The organism is Alcanivorax sp., from assembly GCF_014762765.1.
In the GTDB taxonomy this organism is placed as follows: domain Bacteria; phylum Pseudomonadota; class Gammaproteobacteria; order Pseudomonadales; family Alcanivoracaceae; genus Alcanivorax.
The window spans coordinates 74490-76713 of sequence record NZ_JABURH010000100.1 but is presented as its reverse complement, the minus strand read 5'-3'; the positions used below and the strand labels follow the sequence as shown (position 1 = coordinate 76713).

The 2224-nt window shown below is 58.4% G+C and carries 3 protein-coding genes; all 3 read left to right on the top strand.

The genetic code is table 11. From position 1 onward, the window contains the following. The coding region (locus tag HUJ17_RS05795; protein ID WP_290509793.1) for a cation transporter dimerization domain-containing protein at positions 1-306 on the top strand (306 nt) is incomplete at its 5' end. Positions 307-425: 119 nt separating this feature from the next. Further along, positions 426-1055, top strand: a complete 630-nt coding sequence (locus tag HUJ17_RS05790) for a hypothetical protein (RefSeq protein ID WP_290509792.1) — start codon at positions 426-428, stop codon at positions 1053-1055. Beyond that, the coding region (locus HUJ17_RS05785; RefSeq protein WP_290509791.1) for an NAD(P)-dependent oxidoreductase at positions 1052-2224 on the top strand (1173 nt) is incomplete at its 3' end. The genes HUJ17_RS05790 and HUJ17_RS05785, both read left to right, overlap by 4 nt.

Here is a 2224-nt window from a genome sequence, read left to right as displayed (position 1 = left end):
CAGTTGCTGCTGGACCGGGAAATTCCGGGCGATGTACGTGATGTGGTGGGTGCTATCGTGGCAGAACATCCACAAGCGCTGGGCTTTCATGACCTGCGCACCCGCCAGTCCGGCCGCACCCAGTTTATTCAGCTGCACGTGGATATGGACCAGAACCTGTCGTTACGCGAAGCTCATGATCTGGCCGAACGTATCGAACTGCGAATCCGTCAGGCCTATCCCGCGGCGGATGTGATTATCCATCAGGATCCGGTGGCCGTAGGCCCCAGTGTGTCGGTGCAGACTCCCCATAATAGCGGTTCCTGAGGGGGTTGTTACCTGCCGCCTGTGCTGTGCGGTCAAGGCGCACTGTTAGAGTAAACACATTGTATTCATGTGGTCTTTTGAGTAGCTTCAAGGCTGTGTTTTTGCGTTGAGGACAGACCATGAAAAGCCAGCTTCAGGCGCGGCGGGTTTCCGCCATCTGGCAACAGGGCATGGCCCGCCGGCGATTTTTAAAATGGGGCCTGCTGGGCTCCGCCGGAGTGGCAGCTGTCGCCGCTGGTGGCTTTGCCCTGCTACGTCGCTCTCCTCTGGATCAGCAATCTGCGCCTGCCTGGGCGCAGGGGCTGTCTGATGCGGAATATCATCTTTTCAATCGCGCACGGCAGGTACTTTTGCCCGTTGACGGCACTGCGTTGCTGCCCAGCGAACAGGTACCTGTTGTGAAAAACGTGCAAACCCTGCTTGGGCATTTGCATCCTCTGACACGAAAGGAGGTTGCTGCAGGTCTGGGCTTGTTTGATAACGCCGCGGTGCTCACTCGAGGCAGCCGGTTTGTCGATTTGAATGATGAGGATGCCCGTGCCTATTTCGATAGCTGGGGGCAGGGCAATGTTATCCAGCGAACCCTGGCCACCGTTATCAAGCAGCTTGTCTATAGCGGCTATTGGCAGGATTCCGCTACCTGGCCACCCACTGAGTTCGATGGACCGGTGAGTGACAAGTGGGGGCTGGAGTATCTGGGTAATGCGCCCCTGCCAGACAGTGTGGCTGACGGGGAGGCAAGGGCATGAGCGAAGTGAAATGGCAGGCTTCCGGACTGCGAGTCCATCAGGCCAGTGATGTCACCCGCGATCATCTACAGCTGGAAGCGGATGCGGTCATCGTCGGTTCCGGCGCCGGTGGGGCTGTCAGTGCCTATGAGCTGGCCAAACGTGGCTTCAAGGTGTTGGTACTTGAAGCGGGACCCTATGTGCCTTCCAAAGACTTCACCGAGAACTTTACCGACAGCCTGGACACCCTCTATCAGGACCACGGCAGCCAGAGTAACAGCGACGGCGATTTGCTGGTGCTGCAGGGGGCCTGTGTTGGTGGCTCCACGGTGGTCAATGGCTGCGTCTGTTTCCGAACCCCGGACTTCATTCTGCAGGACTGGCAGCGGGATTTCGGGCTGAGTGAACTCACTGCGGAAGAGCTGTCGCCGTATTTTGATGAAGTGGAGAAAAATCTTGCCGTTCACGATAACGGTGAACATGAAATTCCCCAGCACGGTCGCCTGATCCGCGCCGGTGCCAATCGGCTGGGCTGGTCGGTGAAACCCCTAAAGCGCAATATCCGCCAGTGCGGTCTCACCGGACATTGTCTGTCCGGCTGCAAGACCGAGCGTAAACAGTCCATGCTGGTAACCTATCTGCCCTGGGCTGCCGCCCATGGGGCACAGATTTACGCGGATACTCGAGTCGAAAAAATCGTTACCCGTGAAGGCAAGGCAAGCGGTGTGGAGGCGACCATTACCCGCCACGATGGCACGGTGGCGGCAACACTGTCGGTGTCTGCTCCCCGTGTGATTCTTGCTGCCGGGGCAGTGCAGACTCCCGTGCTGCTGCTCAAGAACGGGCTGGGTAACCGCTCAGGGCAGGTGGGCAAGAATTTTGCCTGCCACCCCTCCCTGTATGTGCCGGCACGCTATCCTGAGCCGGTGTACCCTTGGCGTGGTGCCATGCTCGGCGTCTATGTGGACGAGTTTCTGCATCCAGACAAGGGTGGCTTCGTGCTGGAAGACGGCGGGGCAGGGTTGGTGGAGCTGACCATGGCCGCCGAGCCCGGTACCGGCAAGCCGTTCATGGACTATATGGCCAACGCCAAGTATCTGGCGGGACTGGTAACCCTGATCCATGATCATAATGTGGGCAGCATCGAATGGGATGGTGAACGCAAGAAGATCAACTACCAGCTCAGCAAT